This window comes from Arthrobacter sp. SD1074B (genome assembly GCF_056780195.1).
Genome location: NZ_JBRAZT010000001.1, coordinates 240,088 through 256,847, shown reverse-complemented (window position 1 = coordinate 256,847; position 16,760 = coordinate 240,088). Strand labels below are relative to the sequence as shown.

Here is a 16,760-nt window from a genome sequence, read left to right as displayed (position 1 = left end):
GGTTCGTGGGAAGAGGTTCTGTATCAACTAAAGCCTGTCCGGAGTCCGCGAAACAGGGGGTTCTGGCGGGCGCTGTCCGGGATGCCAGACCCAACTAACTGGCAGTAGTTGTCGTTTTGGCAGCGCAAAACGACAACTAATGCGAGCTAGTCGGGCTGGGGCGCCCATGGATCCGGACCGAGAGATCGTCGGCCACTTTCTTGACCCGCGCTGCCAGGACCGGCCACTGGTCCGCCGGGAGCTTGTCCTCCAGGAACGTCACGGCGACGGCGGCCGTCGGCCAGCCCGTGTGGTCCGTGACGGCGGCCGCGATCGAGCCGAAGCCCGGCGTCACCTCGCCGTGTTCCGTGGCGTAGCCCCGCTGCCGGACCTGGTCCAGGTGTGAGGACAGCACGGAATACTTGGTGATGGGCGATTCGGTCTCATGCCGGGCGCTGAAGGCAGCGGCGTTCGGGTACAGCGCCCGGACCTGGGACTTCGGCAGCGCGGCCAGGATTGCGCGGCCGCTAGCAGTGAGGTGGCTGGGAAGTCGGACGCCGACGTCGGTCACGAGGGACGGGCGGTTCTTGGCCCGCTCCTCGACGATGTAGAGCACGTCCCGGCCGTGCAGCACGGCCAGGTGCGCACTCTCCCCGATCACGTCCACGAGCGATGCGAGCATCGGCCGACCCAGCCGGGAAAGCGGCTCCTGGCGGGAATAGGCGGAGCTGAGCTCAAAGGCGCTGATGCCGAGGCCGTAGCGCTGTTCCTCGTGCAGGTGCAGCACGAAGCCGTTGGCCTCCATCACGCCCAGCAGGTGATAGACGCTGGAGCGCGGCAGGCCCAGGGACGTGGCAATGTTCGACGCCGCCATCGGCCCCCGCCTGGAGGCCAGCAGTTTCAGGATGCGCAGCGTATTCTCGGCCGCCGGCACCTTGGAAGCCGCCGGCCGAGAAGCCGGCTTCGGCGCGGCGGCGGAGGCTTCCGCGGACTGGGCGGTCTGGCTGGCAACAGGCATGTGTTCCTCTTCGACGTCGGGCAGTGTCCGGTATCCCGTACTTAAGCATGCACCCGCCCCACTCCAGCCGGGGTTGTGCCGCCGCACTCCGGCGTCTGGGATACCGGACATTTTGGCGGCCCCAGCCGGGGCGCACGCCCGCAGGACTTCTGCCCCTAGCCGGGCTGCGGGGGCGGCGGTTCACTGAAGGAGCCCCCGTTATCGCAGGAGGACCGCCGTGCACTGGATTGCAGAACTGTTTCTGGTCGCCCACGGCCTCGTTCACCGTGCTCGCCCTGCTGCAGACCGGGTAACGGGCGTGGACACACGGGTTGTGCCGTTTCAGGGGGCGGGGCTGAAAGCCGTCAAGACGGTCCACACCCTGGCGTGGTTCACGATCGAGGCGGCGATGGTCTACGTCCTCTACTCCGGGATCCGGGGACGTTCCGACCGACGGGCGGGCGTCGCCGGCGCCGTCGTCCTCGCCGAAACCGCGATCTTTGCGGGCAACGGCTTCCATTGCCCGCTGACGGCGGTGGCTCAACGACTCGGCGACAGTGCGGGGTCCGTTACGGACATCTATTTGCCGAAGTGGTTCGCCCACAACCTCCCGGCGATCCACGTGCCGCTGATCGTACTGGCCGTGGCCGTTCACTGGCGCAACCTCCGCCGCCAGTCCCGGCGCAGCGGCCCGGCGCTGCCACGCGAGTATCACAGGCGGCCATCCAAGTGGTTCTTGGGGAAGAAGAGGTGAATGTTACTCGTGTTACTGGAGGGGTTGATTCCTAGAGTGGCGAGACGAGGGCGACGGAGCGGGGATGGCCAGGCTGGGGAGCCCGGCCCCGCCGGTCCCCCGCGAAGGGACTTAGTCCGCAGGCAAGGAGCACCCCGATGAGCATTCCCCCAGCACAGCCAGCACGTCCGCAGCCGGCCGGCCGCGTTGCCCGGACAATCGGGCAGGCCGTCCACCGCCTCCGCGAGGGCCGCGTCCCGTTCCGGATCGGCCAGGTGGTGGTGGGCGATGATCCCTTCAATGGCCGCCGGGAGGGGAGGGTCGAGGTCATCCGCGCCCCGTACGTCGGCCTTCGCATTCCCGGCACCCCGGCCGGGAGCCTGGTTTTCTTCGACCACCGGAACGTGCGGCACCCCGACTAGATCCCGGCCCCCAGCATTAGGCCGGCGACTCAGGCAGGTTTCGGAAAAACACCCGCACCGGCAAGCCCGGAACGCGGCACCGTCCCCACTTTGGCGCAAATCCAGCGGCCGAGTTCCGTGGCGCGCTCGGGATCAATCTCCGTTTCGAACCCGGCTCGACCCAGCATCCAGACCAGGTCTTCGGTGGAGACGTTGCCAGCGGCGCCGGGGGCGAAGGGGCAGCCCCCCAGGCCTCCTACCGCACTGTCGAAGACGGCGACGCCGGCCGCCATGGCCGCGTACGTATTGGCGAGGGCGGTGTGACGCGTCTCGTGCAGATGCGCCCGCAACGGGACGCCCGTTTCGGCTCGGAGCGCGGCGAAGACCTCTCCGACCTGCCATGGAACGGCGCAGCCGATGGTGTCAGCGAGCGCCACCTCGGCCAGCTTCGCACGCTGCAACGCGCTGCGGACCGCGGAAAGAGTCTGTTCCCCCGGCACGTCGCCCTGGTACGGACAGCCGAATGCGACCGCGGCCGTCACCGTGAGTGGAACCGATGCCGCGGCGGCGATGGAGGACACCTCCTCCAAGGAGTCGAGGGCCGCGGCCACCGTCGTGTTCTGGTTTGCGGCGGCAAAAGCGTCCGTCACGGGCAGAACGTAGTTCATCTCGTCCACGCCCGCGTCCGCGGCACGGACCGCGCCCTTGGTATTCAGGACCAGACCGATGAAGCTGGCGCCACTATCGCGAGGCACTCCAGCCATGACAGCCTCAGCGTCCGCCATCTGCGGGACCTTGCGGGGATTCACGAAGCTGACGGCTTCAATCCGCCGCGCCCCCAGCGAGATGAGCTCGTTAATGAGCCGCAGCTTGTCCCCCGTACTGACCGGCACTTTTTCGTTCTGGAGTCCGTCCCGGGGACTGACGTCGACAACGGAGACGGGCCGCCGGGCTTGTATGTCGGTCATTAGATAGCTCCTTCGTCCCGGGCTTGCTGGAGCTCTCCGCCGGAGAGCTTGAGCAGGCCCTCATAAATGTCGCGATTGTGGGAGCCCGGAGTCAGCGGCCCGTTCCAGCCAATCTGCCCGGCACTGCGTGTCAGCCTGGGGATGATTCCCGGTTGGACCACTGTGCCGAGCTGCTCGTCCGGCACCTCCACTAGCATTCCCCTTGCTCGCAGCTGGGGATCTGCAAAAATGTCCTCGATGCTGCTGACCGGGCTGTTCGGCACGGCGTGCCGGTCGAGGAGCGAGGTGAGTTCGTCGTGGCTGTGGCTTGCCGCCCACTCGGCGATCACGGACTCCAGCGCCTCCTGGTGCGTCCCCCGGGCCGTGTGATTGCTGTAGCGCGCGTCCGACACCAGTTCTGGGCGCCCCATCGCGGCCGCCAGTCGCACGAAAACGGAGTCCTGGTTTGCGGCAATGACGACCCACTTGCCGTCGCTGGAGCGGAAGATGTTCGACGGCGCGATCCCCTTCAGTCCCGAGCCGCTGGGACCCGGGACAACACCGGCCGCAGCGTAATCCGGGACGGCGCTCTCCAGGAGTGAAAAGCACGCTTCCACGAGAGACACGTCCACCACTTGCCCTGTTCCGCCCCGGGCGTCCCGCCAGTAGAGGGCAAGCAGAATGCCCTGCAGCGCGTAGAGCGACGCCAAGCTGTCCCCGAGCGAGATCCCGGTTCGGGGGGGCGCCTGGTCCGGGTAGCCATTGAGGTACCGCAACCCTCCCCGCGCCTCGGCCACAGACGCGTAACCGGGCTTTTGCGCCTCCGGTCCCGTTTGGCCGTAGCCTGACACCCTGGCAACAATGAGCCCGGGGTTCGCCTTCCAGAGTTCGTCGGGGCCCAAGCCAAGCTTCTCAAGCGTGCCCGGGCGGAAGTTCTCCAGGATCACGTCAGCTTCCTGGCAGAGTTCCAGGAACAGTTCGCGTCCCCGCGGCGCTTTCAGATCGAGCGTCACGCACTTCTTTCCGCGGGACTGCACGGACCACCATAGCGTGTGCCCCTGGACCCGCGCCCTACCCCATTCCCGCATTGGATCGGGCCGGCTGGGCGACTCGATCTTGATCACCTCAGCACCGAAGTCAGCAAGTTGGCGGCCCGCGAAGGGGCCGGCAATCAGAGACCCGAGTTCCAGGACACGCACTCCGGCCAGCGGGCCGGGCATGGGCTGCGGGGATGACTCAGTGGCAGTGCTTGGCTCGTCGCCTCGCATGGCGGTTTGGGAAACGTTCACCATTTTGGGACTCCTGTTCTGCCGGCGCCGGCAATATCCGCGTCAGACGGCGCGGATTCAGTTAGCGGGAGCCTACTTAACCGTCCTTTCAAAGCGGAAGGACATTTCACATTGTGGACCTAAATCCATGATGTGGGTAGCCATTCCGGCGGAACTACTCCTCCGATGACTCTCGTCGCTTCCTCCGCCGCTGCCAGGACGGGTTCCACCCACGAGGCACAGACGTCGTAGGGCATCCGCATGGCCGGGCCCATGACGGTGAGCGCGCCGTACAGTTCGCCCTGCGGTCCGAAGATCGGGGCGGAGATTCCGCTCGCACCCGAGACGCGCTCCCCGGTGGTGATGGCGAACCCGTCCGCCCTGGTCTTGGCGACGGCGGCCTCCAGGCTTGCGGCGTCGGTAATCGTCTGGTCCGTCAGCGAATGCAGTCCGGACTGATAGATCTGCTCGGCAACATCCGGGGTCCAGGCCATGAGGACACGCCCGGCAGCGCCCACATGGAGAGGCATTATTTCACCGACCTGAACCACTCTCCTGAGCATCCGCCTGGTCTCCGCAAGGGCTATACACACCCGCTTCCCTTGGGATTCCCGAAAAATGCAGGCGGTCTCGCCGAGTTCGTCTCGCAACCTGCGCAGCACCGGCGTGAGCAATTCAAGGAAGTCGAGCCCCTGAGTGGCCGGCGCCGCCCAATGGGCCATCCGGACTCCCACCCTGAACTTGTCCCCGTGACGGTCCAGGATGCCCTCTTGGACCATGTTCGCCACAAGGCGCTGCACCGTTGAGTGGGGGACCCCCGTCACGGCGCGGATGTCGGCCAGCGAAAGTTCCGGCCGGGCAAGGGAAAAGGCGTCCAGGATTGCCGTGATCTTTCGCAGGACCAGCAATGGCGTGCCCGAGGATTCGGTGGGACTCATAGACAAAGTGTATGAGCCAGGGACTGCGGTACCTGTCCCGGCGACGGGACGGCGCAAAACAGCAGCCCCCATTGAGTGTGACGTGGGTTACTGTTAGCATCAGGTCCGCATCATGATGGTGAACCCACGATGTGGAATTTAGCGCCCGACGTGTCAGAGCCGACACAGGGAGCGTGGAGGCGACGCACACATGTCCGACCCAGTAAGGATCAGCAGCGAGAAAAATCGGCCACCCGTGGCCGGGAAGAGTGCAATGATGCCAGCTGCACAGGCAGACACGTCAACGTACGCGGTGGAACTCACCGGGTGCACCAAACAGTTCCCGACGCCCGGGGGTGAGACCTACTTCGCCGTCCGGGACATCAACCTCAAGGTGGAGCCCGGACGGTTCGTCTCGATCGTCGGCCCCACCGGTTCCGGCAAGTCCACCATCTTGAACATGGCGGCAGGGCTGCTGACGCCGAGCGCCGGCGAGGTCATGAGCTTTGGAGAACCCGTGAGCGGGGTAAACCGGCGGGCCTCGTACATGTTCCAGCAGGATCCCCTGCTGCCGTGGAAGACAGTGATAGACAACGTGAGCCTCGGGCTGACAATGGCAGGTGTGTCCAAGGCGGAAGCCCACTCCGAGGCCCGGCGCTGGCTCGAAAAGGTCGGACTCAAAAATTTCGCGGACCGCTACCCCCACCAGCTCAGCGGCGGCATGCGCAAGCGCACAGCCATCGCGCAGGCCTGGATCGTCAACCCGGACGTGCTGCTCATGGATGAGCCCTTTTCAGCCCTCGACGTGCAGACCCGCCAGATCATGGAGAACGAACTGCTTCAGCTCTGGCAGGAATCGGGCAAGGCAGTCGTCTTCATCACCCACGACCTGGACGAAGCCATAGCACTGTCGGACGAAGTGGTAATCCTCGGCGCCGGGCCCGGGAGCACTGTCGTCGGAAGCTACGAAATCGATATTCCGCGGCCCCGAGACCTGCTCGATATCCGCGATGACCCACAGTTCGTAACCTTGCACCGGGAGATCTGGGGCCGATTGAAAGTCGAAGTTTCCAAGACCTACGAAACGGCGCTGGCGGAAGAAGGCGAAGTCGCATGACTCTTCTGGAATCAAAGAAAAGCGGCCTCTCGGCAGCGCTGGACGGTGGTGCCGGGCGGCGTGGCCGCAGAATGGAGAGCCCATTGGTGATGCGGAGCACGCAGCTCCTCCTCACCATCGCAGTCCTCGGCGCGTGGGAGCTTTCGGTCCGCGCCGGCATCGTGGATGAGTTCTTTTTTCCGCTTCCCTCCGACATCTTCCAGACTGTTTGGGTGTGGGTCTCATCCGGGTTCGTATTCCCGCATCTGTGGGTAACCATGCAGGAAGCCATTCTCGCCTTCATCGTGGGAGCCGCCGCGGGGCTACTCCTCGGTTTCGTCCTGGCCCGGGTCCGTTTCCTAGAGCGCTTGCTGGAGCCGTTCCTGCAGATGTTCAACGCCCTTCCCCGCGTAGTGCTCGCACCGATCTTCCTGCTCTGGTTCGGTCTGGGCATTTGGTCCAAGGTTGCTTTCGGCTTCACGCTCGTATTCTTCATCGTCTTCTTCAACACCCTCGAGGGCGTCAAGAGCGTTGACCGCGTACTGGTTGATAATGCCCGGATGCTGGGTGCATCCGAAAAGCAACTGCTCCGCCATGTCTTCATCCCCAGCGCCCTGACCTGGATCTTCTCCAGCCTGCACATCAGCGTGGGTTTCGCCATCACCGGTGCTGTGGTGGGCGAATACCTCGGCGCATCTGCCGGCGTGGGCTACGCGATCGCCCAGGCGCAGGGAGTCTTCGACACGAAAGGCGTCTTTGCCGGGATGTTCATCCTGATGATTGTGGTCCTCATCATCGACCTCCTCGTGAATCGCCTGGAACGGCACCTGCTCCGCTGGCGCCCGGTCCAGACGTCCTAGATAAACACGCGTTCCACTCCGTCCAATCGGCGCCAGCCGGCACTCGCCCGACATCTCGGGCCGGACCAATCCATCATCACTGCCTAGAAGGGACCTCAGATGACACAGCACGAAAACCGGCAAAGGCGCCGGGCCCGCATCCGCCCGCTCACCCTTATCGCCGCCGCCGCCCTGGCTCTTTCCGCCTGCGGCACTCCCTCCGCGGCACCTCCGGGCCAGTCCGGCGGAGCCGCGGCCGGTGGGGACGGCAGTCCCAAAGTGACCATCGGCATTGGCGGTCAGACCCTGCTGACGTACCTTCCCACGACACTTGCGCAGGAACTCGGGTACTACAAGGAGGCCGGCGTCAACGTCGAGCTCCAGGACCTGCAGGGAGGCTCGAAGGCGCTGACAGCCATGATCGGCGGAAGCACCAACGTGACGAGCGGATACTACGAGCACACTATCCAGATGCAGGCCAAGAACCAGCAGATTAAGGCGTTCGTGGATATGGGCAGGTCTTCCGGCCTGGCGCTGCTGGTTTCCCCCAAGAACGAGGGAAAGATTAAAACCCTCGCCGATCTCAAGGGCAAGAACGTGGGTGTGACGTCCCCCGGATCTTCCACTGACATGTTTATCAAGTACCTCCTGGCGAAGAACGGCATGCAGAAGACCGACGCGTCGGTCTCGGCCATCGGTGCGGGCTCCTCGGCGGTGGCAGCCGTTGAGCAGGGCCAGGTCGATGCGGCCGTCATGCTCGAGCCGGACGTGTCTGTTCTGACCAAACGGATCGGCCACGATCCCGTGATTCTGGAAGATGTCCGTTCGGCCGACGGACTCAAGGAAGTCTTCGAGACCGATGCCTGGCCGTCCTCCAGTCTCTACGCCAAAACCGAGTGGCTGGACGCCAATAAGGAGACGGCAGGCAAGCTCGCTAAAGCCATAAAACGAACCCTCGAATTCATCGCCGGGCATTCCGGCGAGGAGATCGCCGCAAAGATGCCGGCGAAATTTGCCGGCGACGACAAAGCCCTTTACGCCAAGGTGATCGAAGACCTGAAAAAGACGCTGAGCAAGGACGGCACCTTCACCGAGGACGGCGTCCAGGCCGTGTTGAAGACTCAGCAGGTCGCCAACCCCGAAGTTGGAAACAAGGACATCAAGCTGGCGGAAACGTACACGAACGAGTTCCTGAAGTAGAAACCCGTCCTGCGAGGGGGCCCGACGTCCGGTACCGGACGGCGGGCCCCCTCGTTGCCGGCCCGACGGCGGCCGACCGGGGGCGTTAGGCCCCTCGTTCGCCCCTCCGCCGGAAGTCGCCCGGCCAGTCGGACCTTCGGATACGGCTGAGCTCCTGAACCGGCCCCAGGTGCCCCCATTCGTCGCGCCCGAGCCGCGCCAGCGGTCCGAGCAGGTCGACCCGCGGGTGATTGCCCTCCAGGACGTCGTCGGAAATCGCGGCGTGGGTAACCTCGCCGAACACCAGGACGCAGTCGCCCATGGGCAGGACCGAATGCAGCCGGCACTCCAGAGCCGCCGGCGACTCCGCCACCCGCGGCACGCTGACGGTCAGGCTGGCCTCCCGGGTGACGTGGGCGGCGTCGAACTCGCTGACGTCCGGCGGGAAGTTGGTGCCGGTCGCGTTCACCTCCGCGATGAAATCAGCCGGAGCAAGATTGACCACAAATTCACCGCGCGCGGAGATGTTCCGCAGCGTGTCCTTCCGGCCCACCGAGGTGAACTGGACGATTGGCGGTGTCACCGAGGCGACAGTGAAGAAGGAATGCGGAGCGAGATTGTCCACCCCTTCGGCGGAGGTGCTGGACACCCAGGCGATGGGACGGGGAACGACGACGGCGGTCAGCAGCCGGTAAAACTCCGCGGAGGGCAGGTCGGCGGGGCTGAAATCCTTGCGCATTCGCCCAGCCTAGCGGCATGACCCGCCACGCGGACCGGCCCGGGCAGTGGTGCCCGGGCCGGTCCGCGTGGCGGGTCAGAAGAAAAGGAACAGCGCCATCGGCCTACCGCGCGGACCAGCCGCCGTCCATCGTGTAGCTCGCGCCGGTGACCATGCCGGCGTCGTTCGAGGCCAGCCAGGCCACCAGCGAGGCTACCTCCTCGGGTTCGACCAGCCGCTTCACGGCGGCCTCGGTGAGCATGATCTTGCTCAGCACCTCGGACTCCGGGATGCCGTGCACTTTGGCCTGGTCCGCGATCTGCGATTCGACCAGCGGCGTCCGGACATACCCGGGGTTGATGCAGTTGGACGTGACACCGTGGGCGCCGCCCTCCAGCGCCGTGACCTTGCTCAGCCCTTCCAGCCCGTGCTTCGCGGAGACGTAGGCGCTCTTGAACGGCGAGGCCCGGAGTCCGTGCACCGAGGACAGGTTGATGATCCGGCCGAAGCCATTGGCGTACATGTGCGGCAGCGCGGCCCGGATCAGCAGGAACGGGGCCTCCAGCATGAGCGTGACGATGCGCCGGAAATCGGCCGGATCGAAGTCCTCGATCGGGCTGATGCGCTGGATCCCGGCGTTGTTGACCAGGATGTCGCAATCCAGGCTGAGCGTCTGCAGCGCTTCGACGTCGAGCAGGTTGACCCCCCACGCGGTCCCCCCGACCTCGTCGGCCAGGGCGGTGGCGGCGGCTTCGTCGACGTCGGCAACCACCACCTTCGCGCCCCGCGCGGCGAGGGCACGGACGCTGGCTGCGCCGATCCCGCCCGCGCCGCCGGTGACCAGTGCCTTGCGGCCGTTGAGCGTATTTTCCATTTCCCAGCCCTCCAGTTCAGAAATTCACGGTGATCAGATTCAAGCAGGTCAGAGTCGAGCAGTTCAGCGGACGCCCGCGACGGCGAGGCTCTCACGTTCGGCGTCGGCCCGGTCCACGTCCTCGAGGGCGACGCCCTTGGTCTCCTTGAGGCTCAGCACTGCCCCCGTGGTGATGGCGCAGGCCACGACGAGGTAGATGGCGGTGGGCAGCCAGGAGCCGGTGTCCTTGAGCCACGCGGTGGCCAGCAGCGGTGCCAGCGACCCGGCGAAGATCGAGGTGACCTGCGAGCCCAGCGAGACGCCGGCGTAGCGCATCCGGGTCGGGAACAGTTCGGACATCAGGGCCGGCTGGCCGGCGTACATGAAGGCGTGCAGGCACAGGCCGATCGTCACAGCCAGCACAATGACCACCGGGTTGCGGGTGTCGAACATCGGGAAGGCGAAGAACGGCCAGGTGGCACCGGTGATGGCACCGACCAGGTAGACCGGCTTTCGGCCCCAGCTGTCAACGAGCCGTCCGATCTGCGGGATGACCAGGAAGTGAATGAGGTGGGCAATCAGCAGTGCCAGCAGCAGCGAGGACGTGTCATACTTGTGGACGCTCTTGAGGTAAACGATCGCAAAGCTCACCACGAGGTAGTACATGATGTTCTCCGCGAACCGGAGGCCCATGGCCTGCAGGATGCCCTTGGGGTACTTGCGGATGACTTCGCGGACGCCGTAGCTGGCGGCCTGCTCATGCTCAAGCTGCGCCTTGGCCTCGAGGAAGATCGGGGCTTCGGCAACGTTGGTGCGGATGTAGTAGCCGACGAACACAATCACCGCGGAAAGCCAGAACGCCACGCGCCAGCCCCAGCCGAGGAAATCCGCGGCGCTGAGGACGTTGGACATGATGAACAGCACGAGGGTGGCCAGCAGGTTGCCGACCGGGACGGCGGCCTGGGGCCAGCTGGACCAGAACCCGCGCGACTCGTTCGGGCTGTGTTCGGCGACGAGCAGCACGGCGCCGCCCCATTCGCCGCCCAGCGCGAAGCCCTGGATGAAGCGCAGCGCGACCAGCAGTGCCGGCGCGAGGTAGCCGATGTCGGCAAATCCGGGGAGGCAGCCCATCAGGAACGTGGACACACCGATGATCACGATGGTCAGCTGCAGGGTGGGTTTGCGGCCCAGCCTGTCGCCGATCTGGCCGAAGACGATGCCGCCGAGCGGGCGGGCGACGAAGCCGACGGCGTAGGTCAGGAACGCCTGGATAATGCCGTCCAGCTCATTGCCGGTGGCGGGGAAGAAGTACTTGCCGAACACCAGGGTGGCGGCGGTGGCGTAGAGGAAGAATTCGTACCACTCCACGACGGTGCCGACCATCGATGCGGCGACGATTTTCTTGAGCCCTGCACCCTTGGGTGCGGTGGCAGGGGGTGTTGCGGAGCGTTGATCTACGCTCATCCGGTTCTCCTTAGTGTCCACGATGACACGCGCTGTGATGCACGGCACTGAAAATGGGCCTCATCGAGTATCGCCGCACATTCCGGGCGGCTCAATGGCCAAAGCGGCACGATGTATGTGCAGAATTGCAGATATGAATGCGAACCCTGACGACCTGCTGGTGCTGCTGGCGGTCTCCCGCTCGGCGAAATTCACGACGGCGGCCCAGGTCCTGGGACTGAACCACACCACGGTCTCCCGCCGGATCGCGGCCCTGGAGAAGGCCCTGGGCGGACGGGTGCTGTCGCGGGCCGCGGGAGGCTGGGAGCTGACCGAACTCGGCGCCGCGGCCGTCGCCGTGGCCGAGCAGGTGGAGGGTGCGGTGCGCTCGCTCGAAAAGCCGGGGACGACACCGGACCCCGTCACCGGCGTCGTCCGGATGACCGCCACGGACGGGTTCAGCGCCTATATCGCCGCCCCGGCGGTGGCCCGGTTGCGCCGCCACCACCCGGGACTCAGCGTGGAGATCATCACGGTGACCCGGCGGGCGCTGCAGCAGCGCTCCGGCCTCGACATCGAGGTGGTGGTCGGCGAGCCGCAGGTGCACCGGGCCGAGGCGGCCCGGCTCGGTGAGTACATGCTGGGCATGTACGCCTCGCGCAGCTACCTCACCGAGTACGGAACGCCGCGCTCGGTGGAGGAACTGAAGGCGCATCCGCTGGTCTACTTTGTCGACTCCATGCTCCAGGTGGACGACCTCGACGCCCCGCGGCGGTTGGTGCCGACCATGCGGGACGGGCTGAGCTCCACCAACGTTTTTGTCCACGTTGAGGCGACACGCGCCGGCGCCGGAATCGGCTTCCTGCCCTGCTTCGCCGCCGACCTGCACCCGGACCTGGTCAGGCTGCTGCCGGATGAGTTCGCGGAGCTGCTCCCCTACTGGATGGTCCTGCGGCCCGACTCGATGCGCCGCCCCGCCGTCGCCGCGCTCGTCCAGGCCCTGCGCGAACAGACGGACGCGCACCGGGAGGCGTTGATGGGCCGCGGCGGAGGCTCATCGGTTGCTCCGTAGGCGTCGTTTTGGGGCCGCAAAAGGGCCGTTACGGAGCAGTCGACGACGCCGGGCCCCCGGCCTGCGCGTCCCCGGCGTTCGGCGCCGCGGCCTGCGGCTCAGCAGACGCCGGGTCGTGGCGGACGGCTGCACCGGCGGCGAAAGTCCGCACCCTGTCGTCGTGCCAGATCTGAGCCGGCACCGCGCCGCCCAGCAGCCGCCGCGCGAGCCCGGGGTCGTCGTCGAACGGCACGTCGCTGCCGGCGATGATCATGTTGCCGTAGCGCCGGCCCTTGAGCATGGCCGGATCGGCGATGATCACCGTGTGCTCGAAGGCCGCCGCGATCGTGGCGGCATCCTCCCGTGCGTTGACCAGGGCGGGCGCGTCACCGGAATTCACCAGATAGATTCCGCCCGGAGCCAGGACGCGCTTGGCGTGCTCGGTGAACTCCCTTGTGGTGAGTGGCCGCGGGGTGAGTGAGCCGGCGAAGACGTCGCGGATGATGAGATCCCGCGTCTGCGGCGTGAGGCCCTCGGTGACCTCGCGAGCCTCCCCCACGCGCAGGCGCAGCAGGGGCGCCTTGGGCAGGTCGAACCAGCCGCGGACGTACTCGGCAAGTTTGCCGTCCAGCTCCACCACCACTTGGCGGGCGTCAGGATACGCGGCGTGGAAGTAGCGTGCCAGTGAACATGCTCCCCCGCCCAGGTGCAGGGCCCGCAGCCTGGACCGAGCCGCCGGCGGCCAGCGGGACTCCACCAGCGCGGCGATCCAGCGCATGTACTCAAAATCGAGGAACATCGGATCGGCAAGGTCGATATGCGAGCTCATGACGCCGTTGATCCGCAGCAGCCAGCCGGTGGAATTGTCCTGGTCCGGGATCAGCTCGCAGTCACCGGTGTCGATGTAATAGACGCCCGCGACGGGGCCGTCCGGACGGGTGCCTTTCGGGACTTCCACCACTCCTGGCGTTGCCATTCCGGAGTTGCGGCCGGCCGCCCTGCCCCGTTTGGCCATCAGCCGTTCACCGTATCCCTCATGGTTCAACCCTAGCGGCTGGGATTCCCCGATTTTCGGGATCTCCTTGTATTCAATTGCGAAGCGTGCTTACTATTCATTAGTAATCATGCTTACTATTCGCGTTCGGAGCAGCTGGTTCTCCAACCGGCAGAAGATCTACAAGGAAAGAGAGCGACGATGACAGAGAACCAATGGCCCCAGGACACCACCTACGGCACCCCCGGGGTGACGCAGGGAGAGTCGGACCTGCGGCAGAGCTCGACGTTCCCGCCCGCTTCCTCCGGGACGTCCTCAAAGACCGAGGCCGCCAAGGGCGAGGCCAGCGAAGTGAAGCAGCAGGCTGCGGAATCGGCCCAGAACGTCACAGAAACGGCGAAAGCCGAAGCGGCAAACGTGGCCGGCGAGGTCAAGAGCAACGCCAAGGACCTCATCAACCAGGCACGCACAGACCTCACGGCCCAGGCCGGCACGCAGCAGCAAAAGGCTGCCGAGGGCCTGCGCTCCATCTCCAGCGAGCTGCACACGATGGCTGACGCATCCGACCAGCCCGGCGTAGCGACCGACCTGATCCGTCAGGCCGCCGAACGCTCGCAGTCCGTGGCCACCTGGCTGGACAACCGCGATCCCGGTTCGTTGCTCAACGAGGTGAAGTCCTTTGCCCGCCAGCGCCCCGGCACCTTCCTGCTGGCCGCCGCCGGCGCCGGCATCCTGGCCGGACGCCTCAGCCGCAGCCTCAGCGCCGGCGCTCCGGACACAGCAACCACTGCCCCCACCGGCACCCCGGTGCAGTACAGTGCACCGGTCAGCCGGGTGCCCGACGCCGGAGTCGCAGTCCCGCCGCCGCCGGTCACCTACCCGGAGACGACGACCGCCGGCGTTGCCGACACCTACCCGCCCAGCCCGCTTGAGGGCACCGGTGCGCACGCCGACCAGTGGGCCAGCGACCCGCTGGCCGCCGATCCGTACCGCATCGATCCCACCGTCGATCCCGACCGTAAGGATCCGTTCGACGGAGGCCGTCGATGAGCAGCGAGATGCCCACCGGCGCCCCGATGCCTCCCTCGGAGGCCCACGTGAAAGCGGAAACCAACTCGCTGGGCGATCTGCTCGGTGACGTAACGCGCGACATGTCCACCCTGATGCGTCAGGAAGTGGAACTTGCCAAGGCCGAACTGAAGCAGACCACCAGCAGGGCGGGCAAAGGCGGCGGCATGCTCGCCGGCGCCGGCGTCGCCGGCCACTTCGTCCTGTTATTCCTCTCCCTCGCCCTCTGGTGGGGTCTGGGAACGCTGATGGGGCTGGGATGGTCCGGCGTCATCGTCGCGATCATCTGGGGCATCGTCGGCGCCGTACTGGCCTCGATGGGCCGCAAGGAACTCAAAGCGATCAAGGGCATGCCCCAGACCGCCGAGACGATCCAGGAAATTCCCCCCACCCTCAAGCCCAGCCACTAGAGCGAGGAAAACACAATGAGTGAAAACCCGGATGCCATCCGCGCCGACATTGAAGCAACCCGCGCCCGGCTCGGCACCAACGTCGACGCCGTGGCCGACAAGGTTACCCCGTCGCACATCGTCCAGCGCCAAACTGACAAAGTCAAAGAAAACGTCAAGGACGCCGTCTTCGGAGTGAAGGAGAAAGTCATGGGAGCAGCCGACCACACCGCAGGCAACGTGCATTCCGCAGGCGGCAGCGCCGCCTCGCACCTGAACGACGCCGGCTCCGCCGTCGCCGACGCACCGCACCTGGCCAAGACCAAGACGCAGGGCAATCCGCTCGCTGCCGGGCTGATCGCCTTCGGCGCCGGCCTGCTGGTGTCCTCGCTGATTCCGGCGAGCCAGAAGGAGCGCGAGGCTGCGGACGCCTTGAAGACGGCTGCCGAGCCGCTCACCACCGAGCTGACCGAGGCTGCCCAGCACGTCGCCGAGGGGCTCAAGGAGCCCGCCCAGGCGGCCATGGAGAACGTCAAGGCGACGGCAACTGACGCCGCCCAGAACGTCAAGGGTGAAGGACAGAGCGCCGTCACCGAAGTGAAGGACCGCGCGGCCGACGCCAAGGACAACGTCCAGCAGGCCTAGCCCGACCCGGAAGACGGCCGGTTGCCCTCGCTGACGCGCTGGGCAGCCGGCCGCTGCGCTTAACCACGAAAGAAGATTCCGATGGCCAAGAACTTCACCAAGGCGGAAACTGGCTCCATGGACGACGCCGAAACCGCGAAGAGCAGTACTGCCAAAGTCCGGACCGCGCCCGCGCCGGACGACGCGCGCAAGCCGGACAGCCCCGGAGACGTCACCAAGCCGTCCTGGAAGTACATCGCCAAAAAGACGCTGCGGGAGTTCACCAGGGACCAGTGCCCCGACCTTGCGGCCTCACTGACCTATTACTCGGTACTTTCGATCTTCCCGGCTCTGCTGGCCCTGGTGTCCATGCTGGGCATTTTCGGCGACCCCCAGAAAACTACCTCCGCCCTGCTCGACATCGCCCAGGGCATCGCCCCGGGCGATACCGTGAACACGCTCCGCGGGGTGGTCCAGGACCTGGCTAGCTCCCCGGCAGCCGGCTTCACGCTGATCCTCGGCCTGCTTACCGCCCTCTGGTCTGCGTCCGGCTATGTGGGCGCCTTCGGCCGAGCGATGAACCGGGTGTACGAGATCGATGAGGGCAGGACGTTCCTCAAGCTCCGGGGCACCATGCTCGGCGTCACGGTCGTCAATCTGCTGATCGTCGTTGTACTGGCCGCGATGCTCGTGCTCAGCGGCCCGGTGGCGGAATCCGTCGGGAACATGATAGGCCTCGGCGGGGCGTTCCTGGCTGTCTGGAACATCGCCAAATGGCCGGTGATGCTGGTTCTGCTCGTCCTCGCGATCGCCATCCTTTACTACGCCACCCCCAACGTCAAGCAGCCGAAATTCCGCTGGATGAGCATGGGCTCGGCCATCGCCCTGGTGGTCTTCCTGCTGGCGTCCCTCGCCTTCGGTTTCTACGTGGCCAACTTCAGCAGCTACAACAAGACCTACGGTGCGATCGGCGGCGTGATCATCGCCCTGCTCTGGCTCTGGATCCTGAACATGTCACTGCTCTTCGGCGCCGAGTTCGACGCCGAGACCGAGCGGGGCCGCCAGCTACAGGCCGGCATCGAGGCCGAGGAGACCATCCAGCTGCCGCCGCGCGACACGAAGAAGAGCGACAAGCTGCAGTCCCAGGAGGAGGAGGACATCCGCCGCGGGCGCGAGCTGCGGGAAGAACACAGCGGCAGCGGGCAGCCCTCCACAGACTCCCCCGCCACTGACCGGAACCGGCGCGTCGAAGGCTAACCCCGGC

18 protein-coding genes are annotated in these 16,760 nt (G+C 66.0%); 10 read left to right on the top strand and 8 right to left on the bottom strand.

Going from position 1 to position 16,760, the window contains the following annotated elements; translation table 11 throughout:
* Window positions 1-136 precede the first annotated feature (136 nt).
* On the bottom strand, window positions 137-997 hold the full coding sequence (locus tag ACUYM2_RS01245) for an IclR family transcriptional regulator (protein WP_481598414.1): 861 nt from the start codon (window positions 995-997) through the stop codon (window positions 137-139).
* Between the two features lie 217 nt (window positions 998-1,214).
* Here ACUYM2_RS01245 and ACUYM2_RS01240 point away from each other — a divergent pair, with 217 nt between their 5' ends.
* Window positions 1,215-1,730, top strand: coding sequence for a hypothetical protein (locus ACUYM2_RS01240; RefSeq protein ID WP_481598413.1), 516 nt, complete (start codon window positions 1,215-1,217; stop codon window positions 1,728-1,730).
* A 137-nt stretch (window positions 1,731-1,867) separates the two neighbouring features.
* Complete coding sequence (locus ACUYM2_RS01235) at window positions 1,868-2,131, top strand: hypothetical protein (protein ID WP_481598412.1); 264 nt, start codon at window positions 1,868-1,870, stop codon at window positions 2,129-2,131.
* Between the two features lie 29 nt (window positions 2,132-2,160).
* On the opposite strand, the gene ACUYM2_RS01230 is transcribed toward ACUYM2_RS01235, so the two are convergent.
* From ACUYM2_RS01230 to ACUYM2_RS01220, 3 genes are all read right to left on the bottom strand, one after another.
* Window positions 2,161-3,078 carry a hydroxymethylglutaryl-CoA lyase gene (locus ACUYM2_RS01230; protein WP_481598411.1) on the bottom strand — a complete coding sequence of 306 codons (918 nt, stop codon included), beginning with the start codon at window positions 3,076-3,078 and terminating at the stop codon, window positions 2,161-2,163.
* Window positions 3,078-4,349, bottom strand: a complete 1,272-nt coding sequence (locus tag ACUYM2_RS01225) for a CaiB/BaiF CoA transferase family protein (protein WP_481598410.1) — start codon at window positions 4,347-4,349, stop codon at window positions 3,078-3,080. The genes ACUYM2_RS01230 and ACUYM2_RS01225 overlap by 1 nt, the downstream gene beginning before the upstream one ends.
* A gap of 116 nt (window positions 4,350-4,465) precedes the next feature.
* Window positions 4,466-5,263: an IclR family transcriptional regulator gene (locus ACUYM2_RS01220; RefSeq protein WP_481598409.1), complete on the bottom strand. Its 798-nt coding sequence runs from the start codon at window positions 5,261-5,263 to the stop codon at window positions 4,466-4,468.
* 256 nt (window positions 5,264-5,519) lie between these two features.
* On the opposite strand from ACUYM2_RS01220, the gene ACUYM2_RS01215 reads away from it, so the two are divergent.
* The 3 genes from ACUYM2_RS01215 (at window position 5,520) to ACUYM2_RS01205 (ending at window position 8,377) form a co-directional block, all read left to right on the top strand.
* A complete protein-coding gene (locus tag ACUYM2_RS01215; protein ID WP_481598408.1) occupies window positions 5,520-6,359 on the top strand; it encodes an ABC transporter ATP-binding protein in 840 nt (279 codons plus the stop codon).
* A complete protein-coding gene (locus tag ACUYM2_RS01210; RefSeq protein WP_481598407.1) occupies window positions 6,356-7,198 on the top strand; it encodes an ABC transporter permease in 843 nt (280 codons plus the stop codon). The genes ACUYM2_RS01215 and ACUYM2_RS01210 overlap by 4 nt, the downstream gene beginning before the upstream one ends.
* 99 nt (window positions 7,199-7,297) lie before the next feature.
* Window positions 7,298-8,377 carry an ABC transporter substrate-binding protein gene (locus ACUYM2_RS01205; protein ID WP_481598406.1) on the top strand — a complete coding sequence of 360 codons (1,080 nt, stop codon included), beginning with the start codon at window positions 7,298-7,300 and terminating at the stop codon, window positions 8,375-8,377.
* A gap of 85 nt (window positions 8,378-8,462) precedes the next feature.
* On the opposite strand, the gene ACUYM2_RS01200 is transcribed toward ACUYM2_RS01205, so the two are convergent.
* From ACUYM2_RS01200 to ACUYM2_RS01190, 3 genes are all read right to left on the bottom strand, one after another.
* On the bottom strand, window positions 8,463-9,095 hold the full coding sequence (locus tag ACUYM2_RS01200) for a flavin reductase family protein (RefSeq protein ID WP_481598405.1): 633 nt from the start codon (window positions 9,093-9,095) through the stop codon (window positions 8,463-8,465).
* Window positions 9,096-9,198: 103 nt separating this feature from the next.
* Window positions 9,199-9,948 (bottom strand): 3-hydroxybutyrate dehydrogenase, encoded by a 750-nt coding sequence (locus tag ACUYM2_RS01195; protein WP_481598404.1) that lies wholly within the window; start codon window positions 9,946-9,948, stop codon window positions 9,199-9,201.
* 63 nt (window positions 9,949-10,011) lie between these two features.
* Window positions 10,012-11,391: an MFS transporter gene (locus ACUYM2_RS01190; protein WP_481598403.1), complete on the bottom strand. Its 1,380-nt coding sequence runs from the start codon at window positions 11,389-11,391 to the stop codon at window positions 10,012-10,014.
* A gap of 133 nt (window positions 11,392-11,524) precedes the next feature.
* Between ACUYM2_RS01190 and ACUYM2_RS01185 the strand changes: the two genes are divergently transcribed.
* Entirely contained in the window at window positions 11,525-12,442 is a 918-nt protein-coding gene (locus ACUYM2_RS01185) for a LysR family transcriptional regulator (RefSeq protein WP_481598402.1), read from the top strand.
* A gap of 28 nt (window positions 12,443-12,470) precedes the next feature.
* Here ACUYM2_RS01185 and ACUYM2_RS01180 read toward each other — a convergent pair whose 3' ends face one another.
* Window positions 12,471-13,436 (bottom strand): spermidine synthase, encoded by a 966-nt coding sequence (locus tag ACUYM2_RS01180; protein ID WP_481601369.1) that lies wholly within the window; start codon window positions 13,434-13,436, stop codon window positions 12,471-12,473.
* A 180-nt stretch (window positions 13,437-13,616) separates the two neighbouring features.
* On the opposite strand from ACUYM2_RS01180, the gene ACUYM2_RS01175 reads away from it, so the two are divergent.
* The 4 genes from ACUYM2_RS01175 to ACUYM2_RS01160 all read left to right on the top strand — a co-directional run bounded on the left by ACUYM2_RS01175 (window position 13,617) and on the right by ACUYM2_RS01160 (window position 16,753).
* A complete protein-coding gene (locus tag ACUYM2_RS01175; protein ID WP_481598401.1) occupies window positions 13,617-14,465 on the top strand; it encodes a hypothetical protein in 849 nt (282 codons plus the stop codon).
* On the top strand, window positions 14,462-14,893 hold the full coding sequence (locus ACUYM2_RS01170) for a phage holin family protein (protein ID WP_481598400.1): 432 nt from the start codon (window positions 14,462-14,464) through the stop codon (window positions 14,891-14,893). The genes ACUYM2_RS01175 and ACUYM2_RS01170 overlap by 4 nt, the downstream gene beginning before the upstream one ends.
* Window positions 14,894-14,908: 15 nt before the next feature.
* Window positions 14,909-15,517 carry a DUF3618 domain-containing protein gene (locus ACUYM2_RS01165; protein ID WP_481598399.1) on the top strand — a complete coding sequence of 203 codons (609 nt, stop codon included), beginning with the start codon at window positions 14,909-14,911 and terminating at the stop codon, window positions 15,515-15,517.
* An 81-nt stretch (window positions 15,518-15,598) separates the two neighbouring features.
* Window positions 15,599-16,753, top strand: coding sequence for a YihY/virulence factor BrkB family protein (locus ACUYM2_RS01160; protein ID WP_481598398.1), 1,155 nt, complete (start codon window positions 15,599-15,601; stop codon window positions 16,751-16,753).
* The last annotated feature ends 7 nt before the right edge of the window (window positions 16,754-16,760 follow it).

Bases quoted from the DNA above. Each gene is read 5' to 3' on its own strand.
- ACUYM2_RS01205 (WP_481598406.1), top strand. From the start codon at position 7,298: ATGACACAGCACGAAAACCGGCAAAGGCGCCGGGCCCGCATCCGCCCG.
- ACUYM2_RS01160 (WP_481598398.1), top strand. From the start codon at position 15,599: ATGGCCAAGAACTTCACCAAGGCGGAAACTGGCTCCATGGACGACGCC.
- ACUYM2_RS01245 (WP_481598414.1), bottom strand. From the start codon at position 997: ATGCCTGTTGCCAGCCAGACCGCCCAGTCCGCGGAAGCCTCCGCCGCC.
- ACUYM2_RS01210 (WP_481598407.1), top strand. From the start codon at position 6,356: ATGACTCTTCTGGAATCAAAGAAAAGCGGCCTCTCGGCAGCGCTGGAC.
- ACUYM2_RS01170 (WP_481598400.1), top strand. From the start codon at position 14,462: ATGAGCAGCGAGATGCCCACCGGCGCCCCGATGCCTCCCTCGGAGGCC.
- ACUYM2_RS01165 (WP_481598399.1), top strand. From the start codon at position 14,909: ATGAGTGAAAACCCGGATGCCATCCGCGCCGACATTGAAGCAACCCGC.
- ACUYM2_RS01225 (WP_481598410.1), bottom strand. From the start codon at position 4,349: ATGGTGAACGTTTCCCAAACCGCCATGCGAGGCGACGAGCCAAGCACT.
- ACUYM2_RS01185 (WP_481598402.1), top strand. From the start codon at position 11,525: ATGAATGCGAACCCTGACGACCTGCTGGTGCTGCTGGCGGTCTCCCGC.
- ACUYM2_RS01220 (WP_481598409.1), bottom strand. From the start codon at position 5,263: ATGAGTCCCACCGAATCCTCGGGCACGCCATTGCTGGTCCTGCGAAAG.
- ACUYM2_RS01180 (WP_481601369.1), bottom strand. From the start codon at position 13,436: ATGGCCAAACGGGGCAGGGCGGCCGGCCGCAACTCCGGAATGGCAACG.
- ACUYM2_RS01175 (WP_481598401.1), top strand. From the start codon at position 13,617: ATGACAGAGAACCAATGGCCCCAGGACACCACCTACGGCACCCCCGGG.
- ACUYM2_RS01230 (WP_481598411.1), bottom strand. From the start codon at position 3,078: ATGACCGACATACAAGCCCGGCGGCCCGTCTCCGTTGTCGACGTCAGT.
- ACUYM2_RS01195 (WP_481598404.1), bottom strand. From the start codon at position 9,948: ATGGAAAATACGCTCAACGGCCGCAAGGCACTGGTCACCGGCGGCGCG.
- ACUYM2_RS01235 (WP_481598412.1), top strand. From the start codon at position 1,868: ATGAGCATTCCCCCAGCACAGCCAGCACGTCCGCAGCCGGCCGGCCGC.
- ACUYM2_RS01200 (WP_481598405.1), bottom strand. From the start codon at position 9,095: ATGCGCAAGGATTTCAGCCCCGCCGACCTGCCCTCCGCGGAGTTTTAC.
- ACUYM2_RS01215 (WP_481598408.1), top strand. From the start codon at position 5,520: ATGCCAGCTGCACAGGCAGACACGTCAACGTACGCGGTGGAACTCACC.
- ACUYM2_RS01190 (WP_481598403.1), bottom strand. From the start codon at position 11,391: ATGAGCGTAGATCAACGCTCCGCAACACCCCCTGCCACCGCACCCAAG.